This window comes from Undibacterium sp. Di26W, from assembly GCF_049340265.1.
Taxonomy (GTDB): Bacteria; Pseudomonadota; Gammaproteobacteria; order Burkholderiales; family Burkholderiaceae_D; genus Undibacterium.
The window spans coordinates 85050-110712 of sequence record NZ_JBMPOR010000024.1 but is presented as its reverse complement, the minus strand read 5'-3'; the positions used below and the strand labels follow the sequence as shown (position 1 = coordinate 110712).

The window sequence follows — 25663 nt, the reverse complement described above, 5'->3', positions numbered from 1 at the left end:
ATATCAGCAACACGGGTTGAACAGACGTAGAACAGATGCTGAAAAAACGCTGATCACACGCTGCAATGCACAATCAGTCGTCAAACGCCCCCAAGTCAGGTGCTGCCCCTTTGTAAGGCAGGTTGACGTTGGTGCCCTTGTTTTTCAGGGCGCTGCCTGGTGCCAGGTGGAAGTGTTTGAGCACGGGCAGGCTGCCATCGGCTTGGCGGGGTGCATCCCAACCAGCGTTTGAGATACTCTGGAAGTCGGCTGCAGTGACACTTACCGGCAGGTTCCAGGAATTGAATTGATTATCTGTGCCTTCCATATTCGCTACCAGGGTTCCGCCGAAGGCAATGTTATTGCGCAAATTACCCAGATGGACTGGCTTGCCGTTTTCATCAATGCCCAGCATATTGAAATCGATACCGTTGTCAAAGCTGGTATTGTTGAAGAAGTCGTTCGCTAGCGGATGGTGATTGGCGTAAAAACCCGACACTTTATTATTGAATGCCACTGAATTCCGAATGGTATGCTTGACGCCATTTGCTACATATTTGCCGCCATAACCACCGAGCTTGAAGCCATTGCCATTGCCGTCTGGCAGCGATATACGGGTGCCCGGTATATAACCTTGCGACCACGTCCAGGAATTTTCTATCAGCACCGGGGAAAAAGCATTGATCAAATCAAAGCCATCATCGGTATTGGCCCAGGCGCGGCAACCACGAAATACATTGCCAGGGTTGTCGGCCTTGATGTGGGCACCAAAACCATCGGCACTTTGCCCGGCACCGTTCGAGGTGTAAGGGTCGTAGTTGTGGTGGGAATCGCTATTGAGGACCAGATTATAGCCGCCGTTTTTGATGAACACACCCGGCCCCATATTGTGATGGGTATTGAGTTGTTCAAAAATATTATGGCTGCCGTTGATCCACACCCCCCATGATTCATGGTTGAGGTGATTTTCTGGCTGCTGCGGCACGCCGGTGACTTCCAGCCCTTTTAAATGCAGCCAGTTGGCAACGACGTTAAAGCCTTTGACGCGGCAATCGTCTTTCATTTGCGAGAAATCAAAGACCGGTGTTTCACCCGGATAAGCCCAGTAACGAATCGGGCTGCCATCACTGCCACTCTTGTCCAGCGTGACAGCATTGACGGTGTCGGTGCGGGTGGCACAGGTATTGACGCCTGCGGTGTAGGTATAGTTACCGCCCCTGAAGTAGATGGTGTCACCAGCGGTTGCGGCAGTCTGCGCACGGGCGATGGTTTTCCATGGCGCTTCTTTGCTGCCGTTTGCAGCATCGTCACCAGTCGGTGCCACATAATAGGTGGCGGCGCTGCTTGCTGCGGACAGGCTCGCCGTCAGGCTCATCGTCAGACTTACCATCAGGTTGGCTACTATCAATTGCATGTTCATCTTGCGTTGACCTCTTGGGCATCTCAATAAAACAGAGGGACAAGATACACGCACCGCATGTACCCCATCCCCCTCATTCCTCTTACATCTGTTGCAAGTCTATCAGTTTTCAAACGCTCCCAAATCAGGTGCAGAGCCGTTGAAAGGCAGGCCGACATTGGTGCCTTTGTTGATCAGGTCACTGCCAGTAACCAGGCGGAACTTGTTCAACACCGGCAAGCTGCCATCGGCCTGGCGTGGCGCATCCCAGCCAGTGGTGGATATGCTTTGGAAGTCAGCTGATGAAACCGTGACTGCCAGGTTCCATGAATTGAACTGATCGTTGGCACCTGTCATATTGGACACCAGTGTACCGCCAAACGCAATATTATTGCGCAAGTTGCCCAGGTTAACTGCATTGCCATTCACATCAATGCCCAGCATGTTGAAATCGCTGTTGTTACCGTAGCTGGTATTGTTGTAGAAGTCATTCGCGATCGGGTGATGATTGGCGTAAAAACCCGCAGCCTTGTTATTGAAGGCGACCGAGAAACGTATAGTGTGCTTGGCGGCATTGGATACATACACGCCACCATAACCACCCAGCTTGAAGCCATTGCCGTTACCTGCTGTCACGGGTGTCGTGGTGCCGGGCAGATAGCCTTGCTGCCAGGTCCAGGAATTTTCTATCAGCACCGGCGAATACGCATTGATCAGATCAAAACCATCATCCGAATTGGCCCATGCACGGCAGCCACGGAATACATTGCCGGGGTTGCCCGCTTTGATGTGGGCACCAAAACCATCAGCACTTTGGCCCGCGCCATTGGAGGTGTAGGGGTCGTAGTTGTGGTGGGAATCACTATTAAGAACGAGGTTGTTGCCACCATTCTGGATGAACAAGCCCGGCCCCATGTTGTGATGGGCATTCAACTGTTCAAACGTATTGTTGCTGCCGTTGATCCATACGGCCCATGATTCATGGTTGAGGCGGTTGCCGGGTTGCTGTGGCGCGCCTGTTACTTCCAGCCCTTTCAAATGCACCCAGTTGGCGACCACATTGAAGGCTTTGACGCGGCAATCATCCGTCATTTGCGAAAAATCGAATACCGGTGTTTCACCTGGATAAGCCCAGTAACGAATCGGGCTGCCATCACTGCCGCTCTTGTTCAGTGTAATGGCGTTGACGATGTCAGTGCGGGTGGCACAGGTGTTGATGCCTGCGGTGTAGATGTAGTTGCCGCCTCTAAAATACACGGTGTCGCCGGCGGCAACGGCTGTCTGGGCGCGGGCGATGGATTTCCATGGTGCTGCCTTGGTACCGGCGGCGGCATCATTGCCGGTGGGCGCAACGTAATACGTGGCGGCATTGCTTGCAGCAGACAAACCCAACATCAGGCTTGCCAGTATGAGTTTTTTATTCATCTTGCGTGTCTCCTTGTTACATCGTTGATATACATTCATATGCCGAATGCGATGTGAATGCGTTAGGGATTCTTACTGATCCTTGATCGCATTATCGAACGTATATCACCGGAATTGTACGAAGTTAACCCGCGTTTTCGATCATCTTGCTGATTCTTTTATCTTATGGCACTGCACAAAAATTTGCTTGTTCGCTTGATGTAAGCCTGTTCTGTACACGCGAGAGACAGGCGCACATCACTTCATGCAAGTCAGAAAACTCTCTTTGTTCAGCGTGTATTTGCGACTAAATTTTCCCGTCTTGTGTGATTCGGAATGCAGTTCCAGGCAGGTATCCAGTCTGTTATTCACTGCCGTCAGACAGACCGCATCACCGGCACAGGCTGTCTCGGCCAGGCTGCGTGATTCGGCAACAAATTTGGCTTTCTGATCGCTTTTCAGACCGGCGATAAATTGAACTACAACGATCAAAATGATGATCGTCACCACCCAGCCGATTATCTTTGACAACCAGGATTTTTTCGGTGGATCTTCAGCATCGGTAATCTGGGCATGGTTTTCAGACATGGGGGCGCTCTTTCACAGTGAATGGGCTTGATTGACATTGAATACAGCGAGAAAGTGAGAAAAACCGCACAAAAACACATAAGCGCATAAGCAAATGCGTAAATTGCATTCACTTTCCCGACAGGCTTGTGGGCATTGTATTCAGCCACGGCTCAGGCAACAATGATGACTATGTCAGGTGCGGCTGACGACGGTTGACACCGCGTCAAGTGGCGGGGCAACTCTGTAGAATTTATTTCACTGCCAGGCCCAGTCTGTCCCAGCGCACCGACGATACCCCGTATGAAAACGAGATCAGCTCTACACGGGCGTAAATTTTCTCGGCAGGTACCGGACCAAAATGGCGGCTGTCAAGACTTGCGTTGCGGTTGTCACCCAATACAAAATAACTGTCGGGCGGCACGGTAAATTGCTGATTGCTGACTTGCTCTGGCTTGCTGAGATCATGAAAGGCATGTTCATCCGCAATCGCCTTGCCATTGATCAGCACCCGGCCATCACGCATGGACACCTGCTCGCCCGGCAAACCCATGATGCGTTTGACGTATTTAAGGTTGGCCTGCGCAGGGTTCTGCAACACCACCACGTCACCGCGTTGTGGCTTGTATCCAGCAAGCCCGCCTGATCCACTATAGGCCAGGGTATTGGCAATGAACTTGTCGCCGACCAGCAGCGTGGTTTCCATCGATGCGCCTGGCACATTGAAGATGTCATAGCCAAACAGAGTGCCACGGATAGACATGCAATACTGCACCACAGCGTAAGCACCTATGCCAATTGCCAGCAGCACATACCAGCGTTGCAACCAGCCACGGCTTGCCAGTGGATGACGCCGCGCCAGCCTGAACACCACGATAGACGACACCAGCCAGAAACCGGTCAGCACCAGGGTCACCAGCAAAAACCCCAAGGCAGAAAAAACCAGGCCGGCGCGACCAGCAATCAACAGCACCAGCGGAAAGAAAAGAATAGTGGCCGCCGCCAGTGCCAGCCGGTTCAGATACACCAAACCCAGTCCGGGCATAAAGAGATTCAACAAGACTGCGAGCCAGGGGCGGGATTTATAGTCTGTAGTCATAGCACGCTGTTTTCCATCTTGAACAAGTCATGGGCCGGAATGTGCACTTGCGCATCAGACCCTGGTCACCTTCTTGAAATCCCTGGGCCTGAAACCCATGGCGGCCAGTGCTGCAAAATAGGTGACGGCAGAAGCCGTCAGCACCAGCCCCAGTGCACCGGCACGCAGGATGGGTGTGCCGCGCATGGCCATCCAGTGGAATTGCTGCGAGGTCCACAAGGCCACGCCCCCCATCAGCAACAGAGCCGCGCACAGCTTAACCAAGAACATCAGCCAGCCTTTTTTAGGCTGATAAATGCCACGCTTGCGCAAGCCCGTGTACAGCAAGACCGCATTCACACAAGCCCCCAGGCCGACCGAAAGCGCAAGGCCAGCATGCGCAAAGTAAGGCACAAACACCAGGTTTAGCAACTGCGTGACGATCATCACCGCAACAGCGATTTTGACCGGGGTGCGGATATTTTGCTTGGCATAAAAGCCGGGGGCCAGGATCTTGACGACGATCAGGCCCAGCAAACCCAGGCCATAGGCCATCAGTGCCTGAGATGTCATCTGTACCGCATGGGCAGTGTATTTTTCGTGATGATACAGGGTGGCTGTCAGCGCTTCGGGGATAGTGGCCAGACCAACAGCAGCGGGCATGGCCAGCAAAAAGGTCAGACGCAGGCCCCAGTCCAGCAGTGATGAATATTCTGTCGCATTACCATCCGTGTTGGCCTTGGACAGGCCAGGCAATAAAATTGTGCCCAGCGCCACGCCCAACAAGGCCGTGGGAAATTCCATCAAACGATCAGCATTGGCCAGCCAGGTCACGCTGCCATCCGGCAGTGACGATGCAATACTGGTATTGATGGCGATGCTGATCTGGGTAGCAGATACCGCCAGGATGGCCGGCACCATATTGCGCACAATGCGGCGCACGCCTTCATCTTGCCAGGCCGTGCCAACACGCCAGCTAATGCTGGGCAACATGCCGACACGGATCAGGGCTGGCACCTGGGCCACCAATTGCAGTACGCCGCCAACAAAGACGGCAATCGCCAGCGCATAAATCGGCTGATCCAGAAACGGTGCCAGAAACAGCGAGCCTGCAATCGATGACAGGTTATACAGAACCGGAGTAAACGCCGGCACCTTGAATTCGCGATAAGTATTCAATATGCCACCCGCCAGCGCCACCATGGACATGAACCCAATATACGGGAACATGATGCGCGTCATGACGATGGCAGCATTAAACACATCTGGCTGGCCGGCTTTACCCTTGGCCATGAAGTACAACAATATGGGTGCACCAGCGATACCCAATATACAGGTCAGCACCAGTGTCCAGGTCATGATGGTGGATACATGGTCTACCAGGGTCTTGGTGGCGGCATCACCCTGCTTTTCTTTGTATTCTGCCAGGATGGGCACAAAGGCTTGCGAAAACGCGCCTTCGGCAAACATGCGTCGCAACAGGTTGGGAATGCGAAAGGCGATGTTAAAGACATCGGTATAGGCATCGGCGCCGAAACGGGTGGTGATCAGCACGTCGCGCACCAGGCCGGTGAGCCGTGACAGCATGGTCATGCCACTGATGGCAGCAAGGGTTCGTAATAAATTCATGGTGCGGCATTATACTTTGTCATGCCGATGGGGATGGAAAATGACAGTACATGGGGTCAGTATCCACCTATTTTAATGCAAAATTAATAATTCAGGCTTTGCCTGAAACCGCCACCAGCGCAACCAGTTGCCTGCTGACTTGCTGCACCACGCCAGCCCAGTCACCCGCCTTGCCTTGCCTGAACAGGCGCACCACACCCGGATACCAGGGGCTGTCGTCGCGCCCATCCAACCAGCGCCAGTCAGGCTGATAAGCAGGCAGCATGACCCAGCAGGGCTTACCCAAAGCCCCTGCCAGGTGCGCCACGGCGGTGTCCACCGTCAGCACCAGGTTCAGTTGCAGGATGATGGCGGCGGTATCTGCAAAATCATGGATGTGCGGTGCCAGGTTGGTCAGTTGCGTGCTCAGTTGCGTGCTCAGTTGCTTGCTCAGTTGCTTGCTCAGTTGCAGGGGCATGGCAGCAGTTGCATCATCGTCTGCATGCAATTCCCCCGCCCCCTTTTGCAGGCTAAAAAAATGCACCCCCACGACAGCGGCCAGCGGCTGCAAGACCTGCAGTGCGTGGATAGAGCGGTCAGCATCGTTTTCAAATTGCGGATTGCCCTGCCACACCAGGCCCACGCGCAGATCGCTGCCTGCGATGCTGATGATGTCGGCATGCTGGTCCATATCTTCCGGATGGGTGTACAAATATGGCAGGTCAGCGGGAATATTGTCCAGCCGCGTACCAAACAGGCCAGGCAGGCTCAGTGGTGCCACCCAGTAATCCCAGTCATTAATGGTCAGATTATTGGTCCGATTATTGGCGATGTCTTCATCAAAGGCCCATGCATCATCCAGACCATGCAGGCTGCTGAACAGCCTTTTCAAGGCCGGGTGGCACAGGCAACTGACACGCGTAGCACCACGCTGCTTCAGCAGGCTGGCATAGCGGGCAAACTGTATCATGTCGCCATGGCCGGATTCAAACAGGATGATAATGGATTTGCCACCCAGGTCTTGCCCCAGCCAGCGCTGCACGGATGGTGCATCAGGCAAATGATCTTGCAGCAGATTTTGCAGCATATCCAGACTGTCCCGCGCTTCCAGCATGGCCCAGCCTTCTTCATAGCGGCCCTGACGCAATAACAGATACGCCAGGTTGAATGCCGCCTTGCGATAATCCGGCGCCAAGGCCAACGCCTGCTGGTAACAGGCTTCGGCCTCGTCTTCACGCTGCATGCTGGCCAGCAAGACCCCCAGGTTGGACCAGGCAGGCACCCTGCCCGCATCCTGCGCCAGAATCTGGCGATACCATTGTTCGGCCTCTACAAAGCGCTTTCGCGCCGCCAGCATGACAGCAAAATTCAAGGCAATCTGCAGATTGTCGGGGGCCAGTTGCAAGGCGTGCAGATACGCCGCCTCAGCCTGCACAAATCGACCTTGCTGTGCCAGCAACCAGGCCAGGTTGGCATGTACCTCTGCCAGATCCGGCTCCAACACCAGCGCTTGCCGGAAGGCGGCTTCGGCAGCATCCACCTGGCCCTGCGCCATCAGATCATTGGCCTGATAGAACAGGGCTTCGGCCGCGGTGACGGTGTCAGTATCAGTGTCAGTATCGGGGTTCATGCATTTTTATGCAGATCAACTTCAGGCAACATGCCATGGTAGTCAACATTATAGCCTGCCAGTTTGTCATCACTGCGCCAGCGGTTCGGGGGAATCGGGTGCCAGGTCGCTGATCAGTTGCACCAGCGTGCGCGCAGGTGCACTCAGGTTAGCCTGCGTTCTGTGTACCAGCCCGATGTCGCGATGAAAGGTGTGTGCGCCAAGATCAATGGCCCGTACCGCCGCTGGCCAGCGCTTTTGCGCTGCTGTCTGTGGCAGCAAGGCCACGCCAACGCGGTTGGCGACCAGTTTAACGATGGCATCCAGTTCATCCACCTCGCAGACCTCTTGTACCGGAAGATGCAGCTTTCGCAAAAAACGATCAACCTGCCGCCCACCGAATGAAACACGATCGTAACGAACGAAGGGGTGCTGCGACAGCAATTCCATCCAGTCGTCCCCCTTGGTATCGCGCGGAACGATGAGCCGGAAAGGCTCGCGCGCCAGCGTGGTCCAGCGCAAATCGCTCTGCAACGCAAACGGCGGGCGGATGATAGCTGCCATATCAATTTCCCCCGCATCCACCATGTTGAGCAAGGCCATGGACAAACCTGGCAGTACGCGCGTGCGGCACCCCGGGCATTGGCGATGCAGCGCTGCCAGCGCATCTGGCAGCAAAGAACGCTGCACTGAAGCGATGGCCCCTATATTCACCACAGTTGCCGGGTCGCCTGCCGTGGTTGAACCCAGATTGTCGTAAAGGCGTATCAGTTCCTGCGCTTGCACCAGTATCTGGTGACCCATCTTGTTGAGGCGGGCCGAACGCCCCGCACGGTCAAACAAAGGGAAGCCAAGTTCGTCCTGAAGGCGCTGCATCTGCGCGCTGACGGCTGCCTGTGTCAAGCCTATCTTGTCGCCCGCAGCAGCAAAAGTACCCTCTCGCGCAACGGCCACCAGGGTTTTCAGCTCCCGTATCATTCATCAATCCTTTTTATGAATTTCAAAAATATATATTGATATTATTTCTTAATCGGGACTTCTACAATAGGTAATCAGCGACATCCGCATCTGTCCGTTGTCACTGCGCAACCCAATAAACCACCACCCGGAGAACATCAATGAACCTGTCACCTTTTCACCTGGCCATCCCCGTCTATGACCTGCCGGCAGCACGCCGTTTTTACGGCGAAGTCTTTGGACTGGAGGAAGGTCGATCCAGCACGCAATGGGTGGATTTCAATTTTTTCGGCCATCAGTTGGTCATCCATGAACATCCTAAAACGGCATCGCAAGAACAGGTACATTCCAACCCGGTGGACGGCCACGACGTGCCGGTTCCACATTTCGGCGTCATATTGGGCTGGCAACAATGGGAAGCCCTGGCCGAACGCCTGAAGTCATTCGGTACCCAATTCGTGATAGAACCTTACATCCGCTTCCAGGGCCAGGTCGGAGAACAGGCCACCATGTTCCTGTTCGATCCTTGTGGAAACGCCCTTGAATTCAAAGCCTTCCAGAACATCGACCAGCTTTTCGCGAAGTGAACTGAATGGCACGCGTATCAGCTCGTGCCATTCAGATTATAAAAAATACGGGGACAAGTATGAAACGGATTTCTTTGGTTGTTCAAATTCTCACAGGACTGGTGCTAGGTATCCTGGTTGGATGGTATTTCAACACCCACCCACTGCATCAGACATGGGTAACGGCAGAAGTATTGAAACCATTGGGCGACATCTTTATCAGGATGATGAAGATGATCGTTGTACCCATCGTCTTCTGCTGCATGGTGCTGGGCATTGCTGGCGGCGACAACAAATCATTTGGGCGCATGGGAGCGAAATCGCTGGGCTATTTCTTCGCTATTACCAGCCTGGCGATCGTGATCGGTTTGTTGCTGGCGAACCTGCTACAGCCCGGTGTCGGCACTGACATTTCAGGTATGGTGCACGGCGGGTCTGCCGTGAAGATAGAACCAAGCAAAGGCGCGCTGGTTATTCTGCAAAACATCGTGCCAGAGAATATCTTTATGGCGCTGTCAGAAGGGAAATTGCTGTCCGTTCTATTTTTCGCCGTTCTGTTCGGCTTGTCCCTCAATTCCCTGCCGAAAGAAAAAAGTAGCCCGGTGGTAGCGGTGCTGCAAGGTGCACTCGATGCGATGTTCAAGGTTGTTGGCATCGTCATGGCTTACGCACCAATCGGCGTCTTTGGCATGATAGGTGCCACTGTCTGCACCTTCGGCTTTGCCTCGCTGCTGCCCTTGTTGAAGCTGATCGGTGTGGTCTACCTTGCACTGATCATTTTTGCGGTGCTTGTACTGGGTGGTATATGCTATCTGATAGGCGAAAATCTGTTCAGGCTGATCCGTTATTTCCGGCACGAACTGCTGCTCGCGTTTTCAAGCGCCGCATCAGCCGCAGTCATGCCACAGTTGATGGGCAAGCTGGAAGCGTATGGCGTTCCACGTCGTATCGTCAGCTTTGTTGTCCCCGTCGGCTACGCATTCAATCTGGATGGTGCATCGATCTTCCTGGGTGTGGCGACCATCTTCATCGCCCAGTTGTATGGCATAGACCTGAGCGTCTCACAACAGGCGTTGCTGGTGATCACCATGGTGTTGACATCCAAGGGTGCCGCAGGCGTCCCCGGTTTTGCCATCATCATACTTTCAGCCACATTGGCTTCGGCAGGGCTGCCATTGGATGGTGTTGCACTGATTGCCGGCATATTCAGGATTATTGACAGCGGAACCACGACTCTCAATGTACTGGGAAATGCCATTGCCCCTCTGGTGATTGCCTGGTGGGAGAAGGAAGAGATAAGCCGGCCTGACTTGCGTCGCGTCGGCAGCGAAACAATGCAGTGATAACCAGCCACCACGAAACGGTGGCTAGAACTCATTTCATAAATAGGGATGAGTTCTAGTGGTTCGACTTGCGCACAGCAACGCAAATAAATAGCTTGCTATATGCGCTTGCTCTTTGCGCTTGCTACAGAATCGAGCTGATGTTGTATCATCAGCTCGACAGCCGTGCGTCAAGGTGCATGCAGGAGTGGTGTGATAAAGCAGCGATACATTCAAGGGAACCTAGTGAACAGCCATATTGAACCCGTCGACCTGAAAAAAGCCTATCGATTGATTAACCACGGCCCCACCGTCCTGGTGTCGGCCCGTCACGGTGGTATAGATAACGTCATGGCCGCGGCCTGGGCCTGTGGACTGGATTTCGCGCCACCAAAGCTGACGGTAGTACTCGATAAAACTGCCAAGACGCGTGAGCTTGTCGAAAAAAGCGGCTCTTTCATGATCCAGGTGCCAACGGTCGCGCAATTGCAGTTGACGCATGAAGTCGGTACCCATAGCCGCTTCACAGAGCCGGATAAATTGGTGAATGCGGGTGTGCAACTGTTCAGTGTCGAAGGCCATGACCTGCCTTTCGTCGCGGGGTGTTCAGCCTGGCTTGCGTGCCGCTTGATGGTGGAGCCAGGCAATCAAGAAAAATATGATCTTTTTATTGGCGAGGTCGTGGGTGCATGGGCAGACACGCGCGTTTTCAACAATGGACATTGGAACTTCGAGAGGGCAGACCCGGCCTGGCGTAGCCTTCACTACATTGCTGGCGGACACTTCTATGCAATAGGGGACGCCCTGTCTGTCGACGAAGGCAGTAAATCGTAGGTCAACCGTAGGTCAACCATAGAGGCAAATACGGCTGGCATTTCAGGCTATAAACTTTGCATAAGGCCCCGGTTTCTTCACGCAATGGCAAGACTGCGGCTTAACTTATATGCGCCTCGCCAGATAGTGCATCCCCCTTGCGCCATTGAACGCATGCTTTTGTTACACTGTGCGCAAAGGTAAAAACCATCGCGGTCTTGCCCCATCCTATTTGCACGGAGTATCTCATGCCAGCCATTCGTACTGTATTTACCGCCCTCGTCGCCACAACCCTGCTCGCTGCACAGTTCATCACCACCCACAGCATTGCCGCACCGGCTGGCAACATCCCCAGCCTGGAAGTGGCCGTCAAAAACCTGAAGAACAGTGGCTTCCAGGGCATCGTCTTTGCTGCCCGTGGCGATAAAATCTTGCTGGAAAAAAGTCTGGGGGCCGTCAAAGACAGCAAGCAAACCTTCCGCTTTGCCTCCATCACCAAGCAGATGACAGCCCTGCTCGTCATGCAGGAAGTGGAAGCCGGCAAGCTGCAACTGGATCAGCCGCTGGGCACCTACTGGCCCGACTACCCCAACCCGCAGGCGCGTGCCGCCACCTTGCGGCAACTGCTGACCCATTATTCCGGTCTGTACAATGACATGGCCAACCCAGCTTTCCACATGCTCAACGCCAACAGCGGTGACGACATCCAGAAATTTGCCACCGGCATGTGCGCGGGCCCCAGCAACGCCGCCCCCGGCAGCAAGTTTGATTACAATAATTGCGACTACATCGTGCTGGGCGCATTGCTGGAAAAAATCAACCAGCAAAGTTTTATCACCCTGCAGCAACAACGCATCTTCACCCCCGCCGGCATGAACAGCGCCAGCTACTACACCGCCGCCCTGCCCGACGTCAAACAACATATCCACGGCAGCCTGGGTGGCAAACCCGAGCCCGAAGTCAATTTCGCCAGCTACGGCCCGGCCGGTTCCAGCTTTGGCACATTAAAAGACCTGCATGCCTTTGACCTGGCTTTCATCAACAACAAACTGCTGTCGCAAAATAGCCTTGACGTGATGGTCAAACCGAATGCCGTCGGCGGCGCCATCGGCGTCTGGTCCTACCCCTTCAAAGGCGCAGACGAACGCAACCCCACCATCATCGTCGAACGCCAGGGCTGGATAGCCGGCGTACGCATCCTCAACCTGGTGGATTTGCAAACCCAAAACATCCTCATCCTGGTCAGCACCAACGGCGACCTCGACCTGAGCCAGACCTGGGCCAATCAAGGGCCAGCGGCGGAAGTGTTGAAGGCGCTGATTGTGACGAAGTAAGAGCAATTGCAACTTAACACGATTACAATTGCGATAAAAGTCATTGAAAAATTTAGTTGTAGGGCGTGAAAACACAGCACGCCATTTACCCAGTGCCGCTGTAAAAATGCTAGCGATGTCAAATATAACGCCAAATAGATAAACAACAATGGAGACAGAATGAAAACGTGCATTCATGTGACTTTACGGTATTTGCTGCTTTGCTCATTAATCTTGACCTTTTCGGCAGCAAATGCCGAAATAAAACCAATAAATTTGCCAACTGCAGAAGATGGAAATGTAAGCTACCAATTCAATACCGAAACCAAACTGCCGATGAGCGTAAGCGATGAACGTGCTGAAGTCGTGGCGGTCACATTTATGGCGCTGCCAAAGGAACCCAATACGCCCCTATATTGGGCATTTGGTTACGACATCAGATTCAAGAATGGTGTCGTCCCCACTTCGATTAAGGTTGAGGATGAAAGAAAAAAACCGATTACACAAGATGTATTTGATGCCAAACCTTCATTGAACTCTGGTCTATGGAAAGCACATTCGAAGCCCGTGCTTTTAAACAATGAATGGTTCACCGCAATTACTGCCAAGGACCCGTGGATACTTCAGGAAAGAATCACCATTCTCTATGAAGATGGCAGTAAATCTGTTTTGCATCAACTTGCAGTCATCACAAACCCAATGCGATTTAAAGTGCTTGAAACAATTATTGGGAAATCCATTTCTGAACCATCAAAATAGAACTTCGCACCGTCCCGTCCGGCAAAACGAACCTCTCCTACAGCATTTTGAAACAAGCATGTGGTGGTGTAATAAATCTGATCGCGGTGTGTTGCAAGTGTGTTGTTCGACTGCGTGACTATAGGGGGCTAATGGGTGACCCTAGCTTCCGAATGACCCTAGCTTCCATCATATGAAGAAAAAATTGAAACTTGTTTTATTGTTTTGTTTCGTGTTGACTTTAATGTTGCCATGGATTATCGACTTTGGATCATATGCGTCTGATTGGTCTTTCTCGGCACGGTTTTTTTTGGGAATTGTCGGTTTGTTTTTGGCTTTGGGAATTATTGTTGCCGGTCATTTTTCTTGGCGTAAAGTGATTTTTGTCGTATTAGCTTATATTTTTGGGCACTGGTGGTTTATCTTGTCGTGTGTTGTTTTCATAATTTGGAGTATCAATGGATTTGCTCCTTGATTGTTCAGACCAGCTGTCTACAATCAAAGCCAGGGGCACCCCTTGGGCTGTAGGCTGGAATTTTTAAAAAGCGCCGACAAATTTATAAAAAATTGCCGTTTCCGCGTTAGTGTTTTTACGAAATGGACGCGGGTGAGACAATGACGACAATTCAACAAACGCTCGTTCGAGTCGGATCAAGATAATTAAATTCAGCCGCTTCGAATCGCTCCTCTAGATTTTCAACACCATTAATTTTCTTATATTCGACTTCACGCTGAGTAATGGGAATAAGCCATAAAAACTTCACGCATTTCCCGTTTTCGATCTCCATATCCTCTAGCTGCGGCCCATCCAGATAAGGAAGGGAAATCAATCCATACTCGCACTTCGACTCATTTATCCACGACTTTCCAAAATTAACAGAATCGCCAAGACCTAGCCTTGCCCCGGTCCGATGAAAGTGAGCAGTCGCCACCATGAGCTCCACTATCTCCTCACTTTTCTCTGGACTAAACATGTGTAATTCAATAGGATATTCGTCAGATTCTTGAGACATGCAACACGTTGCATATGTCCACATATTTTTATTTGCGCGCGGCGCAAATTCAAGAACCGAAAATTCCTTTGGTAAGTCACTCACCGGCCCTTTTGCAAAATCGATGCCGACCCCTTTCGATTTCCAAATTTCGGCATAGTGTGAGATTACTTTCTTCTTGTACATTGAAGCCCCTAATATCATAATCCGTACTCCTTCTTCTTGGCACGAGAATGTCATCTCCCCGTGCAACCCCAAATATATACGCGCTTTTGCACAGGCCCTCAAAGCCAGAGTCAAGTCACTTAAGCAAAAATTCTAAGTCATTGATTTTCAATGGATAAAAATCTCGTGTTTGCTTCGACGCGATTTTCGGCAGGGGCCGATTACTACGCAAACATGACGACATTTCTAAGCTGACCGCCGTGCATGTCGATGTTTGAGGCAAGACGCCAAGCAAAGCAAACTCAGTCAGTCTGCACGGTCTCACCGCGAGGCCATGCAAACGCTGCGGGCATCTCGGCCAGAATTCCCTCATACGGTTTCACCGTGCGGGGTCACAGGCCAGGGACAGGTTCTATATTACGACAATTCTACGCCGAGAAAATGTATGAATGCCAGACCTGACCCAGGTTTCCGGCTATGTATTCAGAGATTTGGACGCCGTATTGGCAGAAATTGAATGGGGATAAATGGCAGTGAATAACAGTTTGTAATTGTCGTTCTTGCTATTAATTAATTTTTAATTTAAATTAGCAACAATGCACAATTCTGCTGTTCAGGTTGGCAGCCAAGTTCCCTTATTTTCATCGCAAAATGCCTTAAAAGCATAGGCAAGTGTATTGAATGTTTGTAAGAACACTTAAACAATCAAAACTATTCGCATTCAGACTCACAAAAAGGAAGATCTAGTGACATCACTAACCGTTTCAGGTTTACCAGCACTTGCTTGGGAAATAGGATTTGTAATCGTTGGCGCGCTACCAGTTTGGTTTGGTGCAAAGATTACAGATGCGACCAATCCGACATTGGTACGTTCAGTTTTAGCACTTTTCTTAGGAACAATTGGCAGCATTGCCGGTTTCATGATTGGCGGCCCTTTGGGAATATTTTTAGCGCCTGTATCTTACATACTTTCTTTTAAATTTATACTCGGCACTTCTTTAGTCGGTGCATTTTTGTTAGGCATTTTATCTTTGTTTGGCTATTTTTTGATGGCAAAACTAATTGGTGGAGGGTTCTCTGTTAATGAAGAACCTAAAGAAAAAGTCGACACGCAGACTTCCTTTTTTTAGAACAAAGAGCGACGCAACAAGGCTAGGGTTCACAAGGCAAGGCTAGCGGTCGGACCGTCATTTCCAGAGCCGTGGGCGATTAGCAGCGCGTAATCGCCCGCCTTGAGCGGAGCCGGACCTTAATATACCAAAGCACCCCCGAAGGGTTTTTACCTGATTTCCTGAGTTTTCTTAGTTCGTCAATTACTTCAGGCTTCAAAAAAATGGTCATCGGTATTCCATTTATTTCAGTTTGATAAAACGGCGGGGGCAGAGTTTAAATTCGTGTATTGTCGATACCCGGCGGGTAATTACACCCTGCCAAGCGCACCTTGCGCTAAATTCTGGATAGCAAATGCGTGCGAATACGCAGAGCTATTCGCACCTACGCTGGCTTTTGCCCTATTTAACAACCCGGCTATTTTTAATCATGTCATACAAAAGCTGTGCCGCCGGTGACAGGCGGGCGGCTTTGCGGGCGACCAGGACCAGGGTTCTGGAAATGACAGGGTCTTGCAATTTGATCACACGCAGGCGTGGATAGGTGCCTTTTTGCATGGCAAGATTGGGCACGATGGCGGCGGCAATACCGGCTTCTACCAGGCCCAGTGCGGTGGAATTGCGCTGCACTTCGTAATGTATCTGCAAGCTCAGGCCAGCTTGGCCACCCTCGCCACTTTGGCGGCCTTGCATGCTTTCGCTACCCAGATAACCATCAAGCAGCGCACGGTTGCCGCTGGCCTGCCCGGCAAAGATCAGCGGGTGTGATTGCAACTGTGCCCAGGTGATGCTCTTGCGTCTGGCCAGCGCATGGTCGTCGCGGCAGACCAGCACAAACTTGTCTTGCAGCAAAGGCGTGGTGCTTAGTTCTGGGTGATTGGGGCCAGCCAGGTTGATGCCAAATTCGGCTTCGCGCCGCAATACGGCTTCGGCAACGCCGACCGATGCGTGATCGAGTATCTTGATACGATTGTCGGGGAACAATGCCGAATATTCACGGATGACCTGCGGCAGGTAACGTATGCCTGCCGTCGGTATGCAGGCAATCGACACATCACCGCGCTGGGCTTTGCCTGTTTCGCGTATCTCGGTCAATGCTGCTGACAGCTCCTGCAGCAGACGTCTGGCTTGCGGCAAAAAATCCTGGCCCGTCCTGGTCAGGGCGATGGAACGCGTGGTTCTTTCCAGCAGCGTCACCCCCAGAAAAATCTCCAGATTGCGCAGCCGCTGCGTCACCGCCGTTTGCGTGACATGCAGCACATCTGCCGCCTTGTTGAAACTGCCATGGTCTGCAATGGCGACAAAAGCCTGTACCCCGAGGATATCGATTTTCATAAGAAAAATGAATCAATTGTCTAAATAAATTCATTGTACTTTTAATTGGCCGGGTACGAAGATAGCCACATAGAAAAAATTTTCCTGGCTTTCAAGAGTGCCTTATGTTGAATCCCCCATTGCCCACAGTTGCCGTTGTCGTTGCTGAACCTGCCAAGCTGTCGGCGATGCGTCTGTTTTTTGCCTTTTCAAAAATTGCCCTGACTGGTTTTGGTGGTGTCATGCCCTTTGCCTACCGCGCCCTGGTCGAGCAATACCGCTGGCTGAGTGCAGAAGAATTCGCCCGCTATCTGGCCCTGAGCCAGGTCTTGCCCGGCCCGACGATCTGTAATGTGGCATTGATGATAGGCAAGCGCCATGCTGGCATCGCGGGTGCCCTGGCCGCCATGGCTGGCCTGATCATTGCCCCTTTTCTGCTGGTGATAGCGCTGGGTGTCGCTTATCAGCGCTTTGGTCAACTGGCCATGGTGCAGGATGCGCTGACCGGTATGACGGCAGTGGCAGCAGGCCTGGTACTGGCAACCGCCGTCAAGATGGCGATGCAACTGTTTGGCAAAGCTGGGAATGCCGGTAAGGCTGGTAAGACAGTTGGAATTGACAGCCCGCACAAAGACAAAACGCGCAGCCACCAGGCCACTTTGCAGGCGGTCTTGATGGCATTGGCCTTTGCCGGCCTGGCCTTGCTTAAATGGCGTTTGATTGTTGTGTTTGTCTTGCTGGCGCTACCTGGCAGCATCGTCGCTTATTTTTTGAAAGATAAAAATGGATGAGCAATCCCCCCTGCTGGACCTGTGCCTGCACCTGTCCTTGTTGTCGATGATGGCAGTCGGCGGCGGCCTGGTGATGATGGCGCCTGACATCAGCCATTTTGTCGTCACTGAAAAACACTGGGTGACCAGCGCGCAGTTCGCCTCTGCTTATGCCATCGCGCAGGCAGCACCCGGCCCCAATTTATTGTTCATATCCCTGGTGGGCTGGCTGATCGCCGGCTGGACGGGGGCGATTGTGACGACCCTGGCAGTCATCGTCCCATCTACCGTACTGACCTTGTCCGTCGTCAGCCTGAAGACATCAAACTTCAACACCCGCCTGACAGCCGCAGTGCGCGATACCTTTGCGCCGATTTCCATCGGCTTCTTGCTGGCGACAGCCTGCCTGTTCAGCCAGTTGGACCATGCCAGTTGGCGCACTGACGTGATCACGCTGCTGACCGCCGTCATCGTCGTGCGCAGCAAGCTCAACCCCGTCATCCTGATTGCCGCCGGTGCCGTCGCAGGGATGCTGCACATCCTATAAGCTCAACTCAGTTCAGGAGGAATACATCATGCCGGACGCACATACCAGCCTGACCCTGCAAATGCTGGAATGGATACAGCAACAGCCGCGCAGTTATTCAGAAGTACTGGACGCCTGGCACAGCACCTGCCCACGCCTGTGCATCTGGGAAGATGCCTGTGCAGATGGCTTGATCAGTTGTGATGGTGGTACTGCGGGTCTGGTAACTGTATCGGCAAAAGGCACGGATATGCTGGCAGGCACAATAAAAGTACCTGTGTCTTTTCCAGCCATGAAGCAGATAGATGAAGGTATGAAAAATTGAGTTGCTGAGCAGATGAATAAATTATTCAGCAACGAAACACAAAACCCCAAAACAGAAACAGCCATGCTCTGTCAATCGGACTTCGAGCACGGCGAAAAAGATACTTCACTCTCCATTCGCCTTGGAAACAAGCTCAATGGCTTCTGGATCAACAGCAATAGAGTGAATCTCCGTAAATCCGTCTTGTCTTATCCAAGCTAAACTTACCCAAACAAGTCCATCGTCATAAACATCAAATACACTTAACGTTTGACCAAGCATAGCAGAAACATCCGCATACTCATCGCCTGTTATCCTCCTAAGAATGGAGGGTCGGATACTCAATAAACGAACAAAATCCCCTTCTTCAACTATTCGACCAAATCGGTCAAATCCTGATTTGTTAGCCATTTTCTTATTCCACTTACGAAGGATCAAGGACTTACAATTGTTTCTTAAGATATCTCGTTTTTTTACTGAAAAAAAGCGGCCTAGGCGGAATATATGCGGTTAATCGCATGTCTAACCTGGCTGCGCCCTACTGGTTACTTATACCTTCTTGCCAAGCTTCTTTTTTGCCTTCACTATATTTTTTTGAGATGAATTAAATATAATCTCATCCTCTGAACTGATCGTTTCATACATTTTTATAGCAGCCAGATATTTACCTTGGTCAAATAAAGAATTTGCGAGGTTGTAGGTAATCGTGGAACTTGCGGGGAAAAGTTTTTTACTTTCTCTCAAAAAATTTTCAGCCTCATTAAGCATTTCATTTTCCGAGTAACAGTTTCCTACAGCGATCATAGCGTCTAGATCATTTGGCCAATGAGCTAAAGCTTTTTTGAATGCATCAGTTGCAAGTCCATATTCTGCTTTTTTGTAAAAAATATCTCCAATTATGTACCATGCATGATTAGCATCGACATCATATCGAGATTGAACATTATTTGTATTGGAATCCAATAATAATTGAAGCGCCTCGTCATACGCCTTTTTCTTTAATAGCAAATGAATTTCATCGAAAACATCACTCATTATATAAACACCTTTTAACCGCAGAAATACGGATAAGGAGGTAAGTTCTCAGGTACTTCTATGAAGTAAAGATCATAAAGTAAGGGTCACATGAAGTCAGGTCTTATATTACGACAATTCTACGCAAAGGAAATGAGTGAATATTTATCGAAAATTTTACGTATAAAAAACCGCTCTGGTCAAGTGAGTGTTCGAGTGGTTTTTTATTAGACTGCCGAATTTTTCAGGCTTTGAACATGTCACCAATCTTGTTTTTAATGAGGGCCTGAATCAGTAGATGGACACTGATATATTTCAATAGGAGTTGGATAAAAATTGCATGTCCATTGCATTCCCTTTTCTGTAAAAACTGGTTTCGCAATCAATGTCACCTTCCCGCCGATGCTCTTTACTGTAATAGTACCAACTTCACTCACATCCCAGTAGTCAATACCATTCGCATATATAAAATCATTCGAGAAAAAAGGTTTAGAAGTAGTAATCAAAGCACTTGAAGTTGTTTTGTTTTGAGCGACAAAATCTCTAAGCTCAAAAAAAACCTGATTCTTGTAGAGCGCGTGCGCACGGCAAGAATAATTGCAAAACGGCCAAATTAAAAAGACAGATATTATTGCAACTAATAGTACGGGAAATATAAAAAACAGTTTTTTATAAACCAGAAAGACATTTAACGAAAACAATTTTTCTTTACACATACAATAATTTTTTCTCTGTATCAGCATGCCACCCGAGATTCAGTCGTACAACATTTCCGAAAGCTTTGACAATACTTTTCCATCCCTGTCTGAATGAACAGTGCATTCAGCTTTGTCAAACATAAAACCGGGGAACAAGAAACGGTGCCCTTCTCCTTCTTTAATTTCATAATGAAGCGTTTCTTTTTTCCCGATCTTTTTCTCAAATTTTTTAATTGCCAGTGAAATATTCAAACCTATCTCAACCTCATCGCAAAATGTCTTCGCATCATTTTCAGCAGACCAGTTTGCGTACAAAACGGTGGCAGTAAAAAACATCAATATTAAAATTAGAGACAAAATTATCTTCGTTACTTTACGGTGAATCTTATTCTTTGGGGGGGATGTATCACTCACGGGACTTAACTTTCAAAAAAAATCCGCCATTTAGTAATGCCTTATATTCATTTGCGCATACACTCGCGAATACCAGATCGTATGCGACTTTCCATGCCAATCCCCGGCCAAGGAAAACAGGGTGATGTAGACTTTGGAGCAAACCATTGACGAAGTGCGATGCGATTATTTTTCGTCACACTGAGGTTTATCATCACGTTGAAATGTAACAGTTTGATCTGGTGCTTTTTCTCCTTCAACAACGTCTTTTTTTTCAAATAAAACATGTCGAATAGAGAAAATCATGGTTGGAACGAATAAGAGAAATATGCACGGAAAAATAATCCTTCTGATATCCACCCCGAATAGTTCGATTAACGAAACGAATAAAAGGACTAAAAGAAACATTAGGGAAAAAAGTATTGAAATAAGCTTCATTTTTCACTTCCTATTTATCATTTTCGCAGCCTCACAAAGTTGCGTGTATTTGAAGTAAGGATCAGGTCTTACATTACGACCATTCTACGCAAAGAAAACGTGTGAGTATTTATCGAAAATCTCACATATAAAAAACCACTCGCGTCAAAAGAGTGTGCAAGTGGTTTTTTATTGGGCTACCGAATTTCTCAGACTTCAAACATGTCACCCATCTTGTGTTTAACGAGCACCCGCTATCATCCCAGTCATCAATATTATTGTATTATTGGAGCTCAGTCCACCGTAGAATTGGGTTTAGTTCTTTCTGGACTGCTTGTGAAAAATACGAATTTCAACGCCTGTGATCTAACGGACCTCATTGCAATTCGTGCGAATTTTTAGATACCTGTATTTCAGGCCAGTCGTCTTACATGAAAATGTCGACGGATGCCGTCGTTCGAAACCTTTTCAATCGCCCCACTTATACCTGGATGTAGCAAATGAAAATATTTAAAAATATTCTTGTAACTACTTTGTTGCTCATCTCTCTTTCTGGCTGCATGACTTTATGGTGTGGAGATTCGGCACGCCATACGCCTGCTGGTGCAGTTCCATGTAAATAAATAGGATCTACAATCAGTGCGTTGGCGCACAAACGCAGGACAAAAAAAGTAATGGGTGCCATGAATAAATCTGCGTTGCAACTACCTATGTGCGCAGACGAACAGACATGCCCGCCCCTTATACGTAATCTTCTTCGCACGCCACACTTGCGAGACTGAAGTTCCGGTCAAAATCACCCAACGCGGCAACCTCGCTTCCTTCTGTCGCTTGGCGCTGAGCAATGAAAGCCCCTTGCATATTAAGCGCAGCGTCTGGACGCTAGCTCAAATACGTCTCTTCTTGATGAGTTACATTTCGATGACAACGCAAAGCAATGCCGCAACTTATCCGGTGATATATAAAACGACCACCGTGGACGGCGTGAAAATGTTCTATCGGGAAGCGGGGGCGAAAGACGCACCCGTTATACTCCTGCTTCACGGATTTCCGTCCTCTTCGAGAATGTTCGCCACGTTGATTCCGCTGCTGGCGGATAAATATCACGTGATCGCACCGGATTACCCGGGGTTTGGTCACAGCGATGCGCCGCCTCCCGACAAATTTGCATACACCTTCCAACATCTCGCGGGTTGCGTGGACAAATTTACCGAACAAATCGGCATCACCAGCTACGCTCTCTACCTTCAGGACTACGGCGGTCCGATCGGCTTCTGGTTGGCTGTTGCCCATCCGGAGCGCGTCACTGCCCTCATCATTCAGAATGCCGTGGTCCATCTCGAAGGATTGTCGGAGGCATGGACCATACGAAAGGCATTTTGGGATAACCGTGCAGCTTATGAAGAAAAAATGCGGCAGGCGCTTCTGTCACCTGATGTCGCGCGCCAGCGGCATACGGGTGGTGTTACCGCTCCAGAGCAGATAGACCCCGACACGTGGACAGATGAGTTCGCATTCCTGACGAGACCGGGTATGGATCGAATCCAGCTAGAACTCATGTTCGACTATCGCAGCAATGTCGACGCATACCCCCGCTGGCAGACCTACCTGCGCGAGCACCGTCCCCCGACTCTGGTCGTGTGGGGCAAGAATGATCCGCTCTTTACTGTCGACGGTGCGCTCGCATTCAGACGCGAAATCCCTGACGCCGAAATTCATCTGCTGAACGCGAGTCACTTCGCATTGGACGAACAAGTGAATACCGTAGCGTCACTGATGAAGCAATTTCTCACGCGACCTTGTTAAATGGTGGTCATTGCATAAAAGGCCCCCAAGCGGGCTCTATGATGTTGCCCGCCTTAGTGGTCAAGCGTTGTTTCACACGTCCGTCTACCGACACTACGACCAGTGATTTGCGGTTACCGGACCGGGTCGCGTAAATGACATATTTACCGTTCGGGGCAAAACTTGGAGACTCGTCATCAGTCGCGTCCGACAGCCGCTGTTCCTGGCCGCTGGCAAGATCCAATGCGAACAGTTGATAGTTGCCATCACGGCGAGAAATATAAGCCAGGGTTTTTCCGTCAGCCGAGATACGCGGGCTGGTATTCTCGCCGCTGTTGAAGGTCAAGCGCTGGGCCTCGCCGCCGTCTGAGCTCATGCGGTAGATTTGTCCTTTGCTGCTACGGTTACTGGTGAAATAAATGCTCTCGCCGTCTGCGGACCATTGCGGTTCGGTGTCGATGTCAGTGCTGTTTGAGACGCGGCGTAACCCGCTGCCGTCGACGTTAACGGTGTAGATCTGCGTGTGCTCGTCTTTCGACAGCACCACTGCCATCTTGTTGCCCCTCGGTGCCCAAGAGGGACCCGAGTTGTTACCTTTTTCGTTTGCCACCAAGGTGCGGGCACCAGTGACCAGATTCTGCACGTAGACCACAGGCTTATTTAGTTCAAATGACACATAGGCCAACTTGGTGCCATCCGGTGACCATGATGGCGACATGATTGGTTCCTTCGAACGCAGCGCCACCTGCTCGTTCTCGCCGTCGGCGTCGGCCACCATCAGATGGTAGTTGCTGCCCTCCTCCTTGACATAAGAAATGCGGGTCGAGAACACGCCGCGGATGCCGGTCAGCTTGAAGTACACGTCATCGGCGATCAGGTGGGCGGTCTGGCGGGCGAATTTAGCGGTGACAGCCTTGCCCAGGTCAGATATTTTTTCTTGCTTGACAGTGTCTAGCAGTTTGTAGCGCACGTCATAGTGGCCATCGGCGAAGACGTCGACGGTGCCGACCACCAGCGCGTCGGCGCCCTTGGCTTTCCAGCCGCTGTAGTCAATGTTGTTGAGGTCGCTCACGACGCCGGCGTCGATGATCTTGAAGGCGCCACTGCGTTCCAGGTCGGCCTTAATGATTTCGGAGATTTTTTGCGGTGAGACGCCTTCGTTGACGAAGCCGGCCACGGCAACCGGAATCTGGTTGCTGCCGACGCCGGAAATCTCAACCCGCATCTGGGCATGGGCGCCGCTGATGGTGGCAGCAATAGCCAGGCAGGTGAAGAATATACTACTCAATTTTTTCATATCAATGCAATTTCTTCCAGCTTGAAGTCAAGGAATTGGCCACGCTCTACACTCTCACACCGACTCTATTGGTACCCGCCGAGCGTGTGAAAAAAAGGGGCACGGGGAAAAAGGGCCAAGTCTTATATTACGACAATTCTACGCCAAGGAAATGTGTGAATATAAGACTTGACCCCGGCTTTGTCACCACGGCTTTGAGCGCGTTTTGAATCTTTGAATTTCTGGAGTTTCCATTGGCGCTACGGCGCTAGCAGTTATTTCAAGCGGCGAGATACTCGCCGATCGCAGCCTCAACTTGCTCGCGCAGACGCTCCTCTGCAACGACAGATCTTTCTTTGTTGAGCCGTTGGACGCAGATAGCAATTGCGGATTGGACCTGATCGGCAAGATATTCTTTCGTTTGAGATTTGGTCATTGGCTGCCACACAGCCTCAGGAATTTGAATTTCCACCTTGATGTAGCGCCGTGCCTTTTCGAACCGTAGACGAGTGATGCCCTCCGCACCAAACTTATCCAACGACCCATCAACGCGAAGAATGATGGCGTACTCGTCTATTGCCGCGCAATGCGTAGAGGTTACGTGCTTTGCGAACGCATGGTAAAGGGGAACCTTGAGCTCGCCGACCAGACAAGGCTCTGGCCCTCCCATTTGGGCGCCGATCGAAATAAAATTGTTTGCACCCAGGCTCGTATTCATGTGTCAGATCCTTCAGTGTCAATATCCGGGTTTCTACTGGACTGCCACAGTTTAACTAAATCGGAAGTAGTGGCCAAGTCTAATATTACGACAATTATACGCAAAGGAAATGTTTGAATGTAACGCCTGAGCCAGGCTTTGCCGTCTCATGTTCATCGCCCGCTGTCACACCTGATCCAACGCCATATAGAACGACGCAATGTGTGAAAAAAGGGGTCAGGTCTCGCATTACGACAATTCTATGTAAAGGAAATGTGTGAGTATAAGACTTGACCCCGGCTGTTCACAACCACTGCTCTTAACGGCAGCAGCTCAAGGCGGCTTGCAACCTCCGTCAGGACAGCGGTTGCAGGAGGCCTGCTCCCATCTCTTCTACAGCAAGCAGCTTCACAGTGTATTACTCTCACTGTTGCTGCGTTCACAGCACAACGAACGTCGAACAGGACGGCAGCAGCAGCAGAAAATGCTACTACATCTTAACTTTTATCGTTATTATCTAAACGTCCCCTATAGAGAAGTTTATCAACAATCATACTTACAATTACCCCACCAAAAAACAATGCGCCAAGAGCTATTGAATTTGTATATAACGTATTGAAAAAAACATTTCCAGGGAAAAAGGGAATTAAACCAAGTGGAATACAGACAATTAATAAAAAGATTGATACAAAAATAATATCTCTCTTGTCAATATTACGAGATTTTTTTTCATTTTTCATTTTTCATTTATGAGTAATGTTATAAAACCACGTCCTACCGCAGAAACGAAACAAAAAAAACCCAAACAGAAGCGGTCAGACTTCAAATCTGTTTGGTTTCGCTCTTTTTC

General features: G+C 50.4%; 28 protein-coding genes. 11 read left to right on the top strand and 17 right to left on the bottom strand.

The genetic code is table 11. The features are described 5' to 3' along the window. Positions 1-73: 73 nt before the first annotated feature. The 7 genes from ACO0LM_RS23360 to ACO0LM_RS23330 all read right to left on the bottom strand — a co-directional run bounded on the left by ACO0LM_RS23360 (position 74) and on the right by ACO0LM_RS23330 (position 8622). Complete coding sequence (locus ACO0LM_RS23360) at positions 74-1393, bottom strand: right-handed parallel beta-helix repeat-containing protein (protein ID WP_423040447.1); 1320 nt, start codon at positions 1391-1393, stop codon at positions 74-76. Positions 1394-1501: 108 nt separating this feature from the next. Continuing rightward, complete coding sequence (locus ACO0LM_RS23355; protein ID WP_423040445.1) at positions 1502-2803, bottom strand: right-handed parallel beta-helix repeat-containing protein; 1302 nt, start codon at positions 2801-2803, stop codon at positions 1502-1504. A gap of 237 nt (positions 2804-3040) precedes the next feature. Next, positions 3041-3370 (bottom strand): hypothetical protein, encoded by a 330-nt coding sequence (locus tag ACO0LM_RS23350; protein WP_423040443.1) that lies wholly within the window; start codon positions 3368-3370, stop codon positions 3041-3043. 232 nt (positions 3371-3602) lie between these two features. Then, positions 3603-4448, bottom strand: coding sequence for a signal peptidase I (gene lepB / locus ACO0LM_RS23345; RefSeq protein WP_423040441.1), 846 nt, complete (start codon positions 4446-4448; stop codon positions 3603-3605). A gap of 54 nt (positions 4449-4502) precedes the next feature. Continuing rightward, positions 4503-6056 carry a murein biosynthesis integral membrane protein MurJ gene (murJ, locus tag ACO0LM_RS23340; RefSeq protein WP_423040439.1) on the bottom strand — a complete coding sequence of 518 codons (1554 nt, stop codon included), beginning with the start codon at positions 6054-6056 and terminating at the stop codon, positions 4503-4505. 91 nt (positions 6057-6147) lie between these two features. Further along, the gene (locus ACO0LM_RS23335) at positions 6148-7665 is read right to left on the bottom strand and encodes a tetratricopeptide repeat protein (RefSeq protein ID WP_423040437.1); all 1518 of its coding nucleotides are present in this window, start codon (positions 7663-7665) and stop codon (positions 6148-6150) included. A 69-nt stretch (positions 7666-7734) separates the two neighbouring features. Then, positions 7735-8622 carry a LysR family transcriptional regulator gene (locus tag ACO0LM_RS23330; protein WP_423040435.1) on the bottom strand — a complete coding sequence of 296 codons (888 nt, stop codon included), beginning with the start codon at positions 8620-8622 and terminating at the stop codon, positions 7735-7737. Positions 8623-8762: 140 nt separating this feature from the next. On the opposite strand from ACO0LM_RS23330, the gene ACO0LM_RS23325 reads away from it, so the two are divergent. The 6 genes from ACO0LM_RS23325 (at position 8763) to ACO0LM_RS23300 (ending at position 13828) form a co-directional block, all read left to right on the top strand. Beyond that, positions 8763-9188, top strand: a complete 426-nt coding sequence (locus ACO0LM_RS23325) for a VOC family protein (RefSeq protein WP_423040433.1) — start codon at positions 8763-8765, stop codon at positions 9186-9188. Positions 9189-9247: 59 nt separating this feature from the next. Beyond that, a complete protein-coding gene (locus tag ACO0LM_RS23320) occupies positions 9248-10510 on the top strand; it encodes a cation:dicarboxylate symporter family transporter (RefSeq protein WP_423040431.1) in 1263 nt (420 codons plus the stop codon). Positions 10511-10735: 225 nt separating this feature from the next. After that, positions 10736-11323: a flavin reductase family protein gene (locus ACO0LM_RS23315; protein ID WP_423040429.1), complete on the top strand. Its 588-nt coding sequence runs from the start codon at positions 10736-10738 to the stop codon at positions 11321-11323. A 227-nt stretch (positions 11324-11550) separates the two neighbouring features. Beyond that, the gene (locus tag ACO0LM_RS23310; RefSeq protein WP_423040427.1) at positions 11551-12636 is read left to right on the top strand and encodes a serine hydrolase domain-containing protein; all 1086 of its coding nucleotides are present in this window, start codon (positions 11551-11553) and stop codon (positions 12634-12636) included. 159 nt (positions 12637-12795) lie between these two features. Further along, positions 12796-13374, top strand: a complete 579-nt coding sequence (locus ACO0LM_RS23305; RefSeq protein WP_423040425.1) for a hypothetical protein — start codon at positions 12796-12798, stop codon at positions 13372-13374. A gap of 172 nt (positions 13375-13546) precedes the next feature. Beyond that, complete coding sequence (locus ACO0LM_RS23300) at positions 13547-13828, top strand: hypothetical protein (protein WP_423040423.1); 282 nt, start codon at positions 13547-13549, stop codon at positions 13826-13828. 151 nt (positions 13829-13979) lie between these two features. Here ACO0LM_RS23300 and ACO0LM_RS23295 read toward each other — a convergent pair whose 3' ends face one another. Further along, entirely contained in the window at positions 13980-14531 is a 552-nt protein-coding gene (locus tag ACO0LM_RS23295) for a suppressor of fused domain protein (RefSeq protein ID WP_423040421.1), read from the bottom strand. Positions 14532-15256: 725 nt separating this feature from the next. Between ACO0LM_RS23295 and ACO0LM_RS23290 the strand changes: the two genes are divergently transcribed. Next, positions 15257-15640: a hypothetical protein gene (locus tag ACO0LM_RS23290; protein ID WP_423040419.1), complete on the top strand. Its 384-nt coding sequence runs from the start codon at positions 15257-15259 to the stop codon at positions 15638-15640. 381 nt (positions 15641-16021) lie between these two features. Here ACO0LM_RS23290 and ACO0LM_RS23285 read toward each other — a convergent pair whose 3' ends face one another. Beyond that, positions 16022-16954: a LysR family transcriptional regulator gene (locus tag ACO0LM_RS23285; protein ID WP_423040417.1), complete on the bottom strand. Its 933-nt coding sequence runs from the start codon at positions 16952-16954 to the stop codon at positions 16022-16024. 104 nt (positions 16955-17058) lie between these two features. Here ACO0LM_RS23285 and ACO0LM_RS23280 point away from each other — a divergent pair, with 104 nt between their 5' ends. The 3 genes from ACO0LM_RS23280 to ACO0LM_RS23270 are packed head-to-tail and all read left to right on the top strand — an operon-like array spanning position 17059 to position 18554. Then, entirely contained in the window at positions 17059-17724 is a 666-nt protein-coding gene (locus ACO0LM_RS23280; RefSeq protein WP_423040415.1) for a chromate transporter, read from the top strand. Further along, entirely contained in the window at positions 17717-18250 is a 534-nt protein-coding gene (locus tag ACO0LM_RS23275) for a chromate transporter (RefSeq protein ID WP_423040413.1), read from the top strand. Before ACO0LM_RS23280 ends, ACO0LM_RS23275 begins: the two co-directional genes overlap by 8 nt. 28 nt (positions 18251-18278) lie before the next feature. Then, complete coding sequence (locus tag ACO0LM_RS23270; protein ID WP_423040411.1) at positions 18279-18554, top strand: hypothetical protein; 276 nt, start codon at positions 18279-18281, stop codon at positions 18552-18554. Between the two features lie 105 nt (positions 18555-18659). On the opposite strand, the gene ACO0LM_RS23265 is transcribed toward ACO0LM_RS23270, so the two are convergent. The 5 genes from ACO0LM_RS23265 to ACO0LM_RS23245 all read right to left on the bottom strand — a co-directional run bounded on the left by ACO0LM_RS23265 (position 18660) and on the right by ACO0LM_RS23245 (position 21740). Continuing rightward, on the bottom strand, positions 18660-18944 hold the full coding sequence (locus ACO0LM_RS23265; protein WP_423040409.1) for a hypothetical protein: 285 nt from the start codon (positions 18942-18944) through the stop codon (positions 18660-18662). Positions 18945-19082: 138 nt separating this feature from the next. Next, a complete protein-coding gene (locus tag ACO0LM_RS23260) occupies positions 19083-19568 on the bottom strand; it encodes a hypothetical protein (RefSeq protein ID WP_423040407.1) in 486 nt (161 codons plus the stop codon). A 254-nt stretch (positions 19569-19822) separates the two neighbouring features. Next, positions 19823-20263, bottom strand: a complete 441-nt coding sequence (locus tag ACO0LM_RS23255) for a hypothetical protein (RefSeq protein ID WP_423040405.1) — start codon at positions 20261-20263, stop codon at positions 19823-19825. Positions 20264-20302: 39 nt separating this feature from the next. Beyond that, positions 20303-20659, bottom strand: coding sequence for a hypothetical protein (locus tag ACO0LM_RS23250; protein ID WP_423040403.1), 357 nt, complete (start codon positions 20657-20659; stop codon positions 20303-20305). An 877-nt stretch (positions 20660-21536) separates the two neighbouring features. Then, on the bottom strand, positions 21537-21740 hold the full coding sequence (locus ACO0LM_RS23245; protein ID WP_423040401.1) for a hypothetical protein: 204 nt from the start codon (positions 21738-21740) through the stop codon (positions 21537-21539). A gap of 170 nt (positions 21741-21910) precedes the next feature. Between ACO0LM_RS23245 and ACO0LM_RS23240 the strand changes: the two genes are divergently transcribed. After that, on the top strand, positions 21911-22861 hold the full coding sequence (locus ACO0LM_RS23240) for an alpha/beta fold hydrolase (protein WP_423040399.1): 951 nt from the start codon (positions 21911-21913) through the stop codon (positions 22859-22861). A 7-nt stretch (positions 22862-22868) separates the two neighbouring features. Here ACO0LM_RS23240 and tolB read toward each other — a convergent pair whose 3' ends face one another. The 3 genes from tolB to ACO0LM_RS23225 all read right to left on the bottom strand — a co-directional run bounded on the left by tolB (position 22869) and on the right by ACO0LM_RS23225 (position 25553). Next, positions 22869-24137, bottom strand: a complete 1269-nt coding sequence (gene tolB / locus ACO0LM_RS23235) for a Tol-Pal system beta propeller repeat protein TolB (RefSeq protein WP_423040397.1) — start codon at positions 24135-24137, stop codon at positions 22869-22871. Positions 24138-24396: 259 nt separating this feature from the next. Then, positions 24397-24834, bottom strand: coding sequence for a hypothetical protein (locus ACO0LM_RS23230; protein WP_423040395.1), 438 nt, complete (start codon positions 24832-24834; stop codon positions 24397-24399). Positions 24835-25310: 476 nt separating this feature from the next. Continuing rightward, on the bottom strand, positions 25311-25553 hold the full coding sequence (locus tag ACO0LM_RS23225; RefSeq protein ID WP_423040393.1) for a hypothetical protein: 243 nt from the start codon (positions 25551-25553) through the stop codon (positions 25311-25313). Positions 25554-25663: the final 110 nt, after the last annotated feature.